Consider the following 6,017-nt stretch of genomic DNA (forward strand, 5'->3'; position numbering starts at 1 on the left):
ATTCTCCTCGATCCGGTCCGCGATCCTGTTGAGGATATTGGCACGCTCGGTCACCGAGGTCGCACCCCACGACTCCGCGGCCCGATGCGCGGCGTCGAGCGCCAGGTCGATGTCGGCGGCGCCGGAACGCGCTATCTCACAGAAGTTTTCGCCGTCCACCGGTGAGGGATTCGCGAAGTACCGGCCCTCCACGGGCGCGACCCAGTCTCCGCCGATGAAGTTGTCGTAGCGGGCGGCGTAGTTCACGACGCTGCCGTCGGCGCCGGGCTTGGCGTAGATCATTTCTCGCTCCCATGCGAAAGTCTCGAGGTGACGTGAGTCACCATGTTTCGCCCGGGTTGGGGAAAGGTTGGGCCCCGCTACCGGCGCAGCGCGGTGTGCACGCGGGCGCTCGCCACTCCCCTGCGCGGGTCGGTGGCGGAGAGTAAACGCAGTGCGTGCTCATGGATTTCGAGATCGTCGGGCGCGCGCATCCCGTACTGCAGCGCCAGCTCGGGATCGGCGCTCGACAGCACCGCCGTCCGCACCGCCACCTCGAGATGATGCCGCCACTCCACGATGCCGGGCGTCTCCGAGTCCGGCAGCAGCGGCCCGCGATACAACCGCACCGCGGTGGCGACGTCACCGGATCGCAAGGCGGACAACACTTCCGTGGCATCACAGGACAGCGGGCTCAGCAGCCGATAGACCCGGTTGCCGATCTCGCCGCCGGTCGCCTTCCGCAGCTGCGACACATCGGCTTTGAGGGTGCTCGTCGTGACCGGCCGCTCCCCGTAGATGGCGTATTGCAGCCGCTCGGGCGTCAACCCCTGTGGTTGCAGCGCCAGCAGGGTGAGGATCTCGAGGTGGCGGCGGCGCAGCCGCACCGGCTCGCCGTGGCGGGTCAGCCGCGCGGCGCCCAGGCAGCTCAGTCGCGGCGCGACCTGCCCGCTCGACGCGGCACCGTGCATGCGGGATTCGATGGCGCACACCAGACTTCGCACCATCGACAGCCCCAGCGGATGGGAGCGATCCCAGGTGGAGGACAGATCCAGCACCCCGAGTTCGCGCCCGTCGGCGTCCCGGATCGGCGCGCAGTAGCACACCCACCCGTGCAGCGCGGCCACCAGATGTTCGGCCGAGAACACCGTGCTGGCGTTCCCCGTCGCCAGGGCCAGTGATAGCGCGTTGGTGCCCATGTGCGCCTCGTCCCAGCGCCCGCCGGGTGCGAAGTTCACCCGTTCGGCCCGCCGCCGCATCACCTGCCCGCCGCACGACCACAGGATGGTGCCGGTCTCGTCGGTGACCGCCCCGATGAAGCCGGCGTCCTCGGCGATATCGCGGATCTGGGTCGCCAGCGCGGTCACCGGCTCGCGCAGGGGCGATTCCGCCCACCGCGCCGAGACGTCTCCGGAGTCGGGCGCGCACTCCTGCCGGGGGTCGACGGTGCGCGCGGACCGCAGCCACGAGTCGGCGACCTCGTCACGAACCGCCGGAGGGGCGCCGTGCCTGGTGCCGGACGACGAGCGGCTCACCCAGCGCGCCCACTCGTCCTCCAGAACGGCACGCCGCTGCGAGAGCGTGTCGTGTGCCATGTTCCGACACTACGTGCCGCGCATCGTTTCCGGTCGCGTTCGGCGGCACCGCCGTCCGAGATCCAGCGGCACGAGAACGTGCGTCGCCGCCGCGTCCGCCCCCGACCCGCTCACTCGCGCAGGAACCGCACCGAGGTGTCGCCCTCGTCGGTGACCGTGACCCGGCAGCGCACCCGGTAGACCTCCGCGATGAGGTCCTCGGTGAGCACCTGCGCGGGCGAGCCGGTCACCACCACCCGGCCACGGTCGAGGACGACCAGGACATCGCAGAACATGGCGGCGAGGTTGAGGTCGTGCAGGGCCAGGATCGCGGTGACCGGCAGCGCGCGGACCAGGGTGAGGATCTCCAGCTGGTGCGCGATGTCGAGGTGGTTGGTGGGTTCGTCGAGCAGCAGTTCGCGGGGTTCCTGGGCCAGGGCGCTCGCGATGAGGGTGCGCTGGCGTTCACCGCCGGAGAGGGTGTGCCAGCGGTCGGCGGCCTTGTCGACCAGACCCGCCACCTTCAGCGCCTGGTCGATGGCCGCGGTGTCCAGGGCCGGATCGCCGCCGAAGGGGCCGCGATGCGGAATCCGGCCCAGGCGCACGACATCGTGCACGGTGAGATCGAGTTCGGTGTCGGCGTGCTGGCCGACCAGCGCGATACGGCGGGCGAGCTGTCTGCGCCGAATCGTGTGCAGTGCGGCCTGATCGAGCAGGACCTGCCCGGAGTCGGCGCGGTCGAGCCCGGCCATCAGCCGCAGCAGCGAGGATTTGCCCGAGCCGTTGGGGCCGAGCAGGCCCACCGTCGAACCCGGTTCCGGATCGAGGGTGACGCCGTCGAGAACCATTCGGCCCGAACGAGTCCAGGTGAGATCGAGTGCGCGCAGTGTCATGCGAGCTGCTTCCGCCGACGGGCCAGCAGAATGGCGAACGCGGGGACGCCGAGCAGCGCCGTGACCACGCCGACGGGCACCTCGCGAGCGCCGAAGGCACTGCGCGCCAAAGTATCCGCCCACACCATGAACACCGCGCCCATGAGTACGGTCACCGGCAGCAGCCGGGTGTGGCGGGGACCGACCAGGAAGCGGGCGACGTGCGGCAGTACCAGCCCGACGAAACCGATGGCCCCGGCAGCGCTCACCAGCGCCGCCGTCACCACAGCGGTCACCAGCAGCAGCACGATCCGGGTCCGGCCCACCGCGACGCCGAGCGCGGCCGCCGCCTCCGGGCCGAAGGCGAAGGCATCCAATGTCGTTGCGTACCAGAGACATACGAGAGCTCCGACGCCGAACACCGTCGTCGCGATGGCGACATCACTCCACGTCGCCCCCGAGAGCGATCCGAGCAACCAGAACAGCACTCCGCGGGTCTGCTCGGCATTGGCCGACCACAGCACGATCAGCGACGTCAGCGCCGAGAACAATTGCGTGCAGGCCACACCCGCGAGAATCACCCGATCCGGTGTGCCCCCGGCGACGTAGGCCAGTGCCAGCATGAGCGCGAAGGAGAGCACCGCGCCGAGGAAAGCACCACTCGAGAGGGTCAGCGTTCCCGCGCCCACCCCCAGCACCGCCACGGCCACCGCACCCGTGGACGCGCCCGAGGACACCCCGAGCACGAACGGATCGGCGAGCGGATTGCGCAGCAGCGATTGCAGCATCGCCCCGCACAGCGCGAGCCCCGCGCCGCACAGTGCCGCCAGCAGGGCGCGCGGCAGCCGCAGCTGCCAGACGATACCGTCGGCCAGCCGCCCCGCCGTCGACGTCCCGAATCCGAGGTGCTGGCCGATGATCCCGTAGACGTCGCGCAACGAGACGTTCGCCGGTCCGATCGATACTGTCACCGAGATCGAAACAATCAGCAGCACCGCGCAACTCAGCGCGAGCGAGAGGGCACGACGGCTAGTGAGATCGGGCACTCGGCCCCCCTGTCGATCCGGCCCCCCTGCCCGCGCGCCACCGTGCCCCGGGCACGCCGGGTGGGACAGACCGCGCGCCCGCGAGTTCGGAAACGGTCACCGCGCTCCCGCGAGTCCGGCGGCCAGCTTCTCGATGGCGTCGATCTCGCGGATACCCGGATCCAGTTCCGAGCCGGTCATGACGACATAGCGCTTGTTCTGGACAGCGCGCATCCGGTTGGTGGCCGGATTCGATTCCAGGAATTCGATTTTGGTGGCGAGGGCGTCGCCTTCGATGCGTTTGCGGCTCAGGTCGGCGAGCACCAGGACCTCGGGATCGGCGGCGACCACCGCCTCCCAGCTGATCTCGGGCCAGTCCTCGCGCTGGTCGGCGAAGACATTGCGGGCGCCGACCTCGCGGGCGTACAGCCCTGGGGCGGAACAGCATCCGGCCAGGTAGGGGGTTTTGACGCCGGAGAACCAGAAGGCGACGGTGGGTTCGGCCCCGGTGCGCGCCTGCTGCGCCTGCGCGGTCGCGGCCTGCAACCGCCCGCGCAGCTGATCGACCAGTTGCGCGCCGCGCTCCTGCACGTCGAAGATGCGGGCCAGCTCGGTGATCTCCTGGAACAGCGTGTCGATGCCGAGCGGCGCTGTGCGGGTGACGGTTTCGCCCTCCACGATCGCGCCGGTGCACACTGACGGCGACTGATAGGTGGGAATGCCGAGCTGCGCGAACCGGGAGCGTTCGGCGACCACGGCGGGGGTGAAGGTGTGCGCGCTGGCCGAGGTCACCAGATCGGGTTCCTTGGCGAGCACTGCCTCCAGCGACGGATCGTTGTCGGCGAGCCGGGGCACCTTCGCATTGTCGGCGGTCAGATTCGGCAGCACCGGATCGAACCAGGTCGAGGTGCCGACCATGCGATCGGCCAGGCCCAGCGACAGCAGGATCTCGGTGGAGGCCTGATACAGCGAGACCGCCCGGGCGGGGGCCTTGTCGAATGTCACCTGCACACCGCAGTTGTCGAGAGTGAACGGGTAGCCGGTGCGCCCGGCGCGATCGGCTGCGCCACCGTTGCCGGTATCGCTCGCGTCGGAGGAGGTGCCGCAGCCGACGAGTCCGGCAACAAGGCAGCCAACCAGCCCGAACGCGGACACTATCCGCAGAGATCGCGTCTTCTTCATAGGGTGAACCGTACCAATCCGGGTAGTGGTGAACTTCCAGCGTGATATGCGCGGGCTAGGCGCTCAGCGGCGCCGCGGTGACGTGGTAGCCGAGGTTGTTCAGCACCTCCCGGGTCGCCTTCGCGAAGTTGAGGGTGATGAAATGCATGCCCGGCGCGCCCTCGTCGATGAGCCGCTGCGCCATCTCGGTGGCGATCTCGATGCCCTCCGCGCGGACCGCGGCACGGTCCTCCTCGGGACCATTGCCCGCGGCCCGGTGCAACCGCTCCAGGATGCGCGGCGGCAGCGCCCTGCCGCTGAGTTCCTCGGCTCGCGCGACCGTGCGCAGCGAGGTGATCGGCATGAGCTCCGGGATGATCGGCTTCGCCCCCTCGACCGGGTCGGCGGCCAGCGCGCGATCCCGCAGGCGCAGATAGTGTTCGACGTCGAAGAACATCTGCGTAATCGAATAGTCCGCTCCGGCACGCAGTTTCGCGATCAGATGCGCGGTGTCGGTGGCCAGGTCGGGTGACCGGTGATGCCCCTGCGGGAAAGAAGCCACGCCGACATTGAAATCGCCGAGATCCCGCACCATGCGCACCAGTTCCTCGGCGTACTCCACGCCGTCTGGATGCTTGTGCCACTCCCCCAGTGGATCGCCGGGCGGATCTCCGCGCAGCACCAGGATATTGCGGATGCCGCAGTCGGCGTAGGAGCCGACCAACGCGCGAAGTTCGGCGATGCTGTGCCCCACCGCGGTGAGATGCGCGACGGGCAGCAGCGTGGTCTGCTGCGCGAGCTGTCCGGTGATCCGGGCGGTCCGATCCTTGGTGGATCCGCCCGCGCCATAGGTCATCGAGATGAAAGCCGGATGCATGCGCTCGAATTCGCGCACCGTCCGCCACAGCCGCGCCTCCCCGGCGGCATCGCGCGGCGGATTGAACTCGACCGAGAACGGCACCTGCGAGACGGCGTGCGTGTGCAGGCTCTGCACGACCGACGGCACCCGGGCGTGTGCCGGAGACCTCCGGTTGTTCAGCGAGAACGCCTGTCCCCGTGCGGGTTCGGAATGCATGTCTACCTCGTAGGTCTGATGGGTTATGGGGATGCGCGTCCCGTGCGGGTCGCGCCGAGCAGCGGCGGTCGCGGAATGCCGGGTGCGCCACGCCGTGACGCACCCGGCGGCCGATCAGCGCAGCGCTTGCGCGGCGGCGACGAGGTTGCGCAGCGAGGCGACGACCTCCTCGGTGTGGCGAGTCTTCAGGCCGCAGTCCGGGTTGACCCAGAGCCGCTCGGCCGGAACGGCTTTCAGTGCCGCCGCGAGGGAGGTCTCGATCTCCTCGGTGCCGGGCACGCGCGGCGAGTGGATGTCGTAGACGCCCGGCCCGACGCCGAGATCGAAGCCC

7 protein-coding genes are annotated in these 6,017 nt (G+C 69.7%); all 7 read right to left on the bottom strand.

The features are described from left to right. The coding region (locus tag JK358_RS38585; RefSeq protein WP_201958810.1) for an aldehyde dehydrogenase family protein at positions 1-282 on the bottom strand (282 nt) is incomplete at its 3' end. Positions 283-359: 77 nt separating this feature from the next. Continuing rightward, complete coding sequence (locus tag JK358_RS38590; protein WP_201958812.1) at positions 360-1,574, bottom strand: helix-turn-helix domain-containing protein; 1,215 nt, start codon at positions 1,572-1,574, stop codon at positions 360-362. Between the two features lie 110 nt (positions 1,575-1,684). After that, positions 1,685-2,446: an ABC transporter ATP-binding protein gene (locus JK358_RS38595; protein ID WP_201958814.1), complete on the bottom strand. Its 762-nt coding sequence runs from the start codon at positions 2,444-2,446 to the stop codon at positions 1,685-1,687. Next, positions 2,443-3,471 carry a FecCD family ABC transporter permease gene (locus JK358_RS38600; protein WP_307817932.1) on the bottom strand — a complete coding sequence of 343 codons (1,029 nt, stop codon included), beginning with the start codon at positions 3,469-3,471 and terminating at the stop codon, positions 2,443-2,445. The genes JK358_RS38595 and JK358_RS38600 overlap by 4 nt, the downstream gene beginning before the upstream one ends. A 96-nt stretch (positions 3,472-3,567) precedes the next feature. Further along, positions 3,568-4,632 carry an ABC transporter substrate-binding protein gene (locus JK358_RS38605; protein WP_201958816.1) on the bottom strand — a complete coding sequence of 355 codons (1,065 nt, stop codon included), beginning with the start codon at positions 4,630-4,632 and terminating at the stop codon, positions 3,568-3,570. A gap of 55 nt (positions 4,633-4,687) precedes the next feature. Continuing rightward, entirely contained in the window at positions 4,688-5,686 is a 999-nt protein-coding gene (locus JK358_RS38610) for a methylenetetrahydrofolate reductase (protein ID WP_201958818.1), read from the bottom strand. 114 nt (positions 5,687-5,800) lie between these two features. Beyond that, positions 5,801-6,017: hypothetical protein (locus JK358_RS38615; RefSeq protein ID WP_201958819.1), on the bottom strand; the 217-nt coding region annotated here is incomplete at its 5' end.

Origin of the sequence: Nocardia acididurans, from assembly GCF_016741815.1 — a bacterium.
Lineage (GTDB): Bacteria > Actinomycetota > Actinomycetes > Mycobacteriales > Mycobacteriaceae > Nocardia > Nocardia acididurans.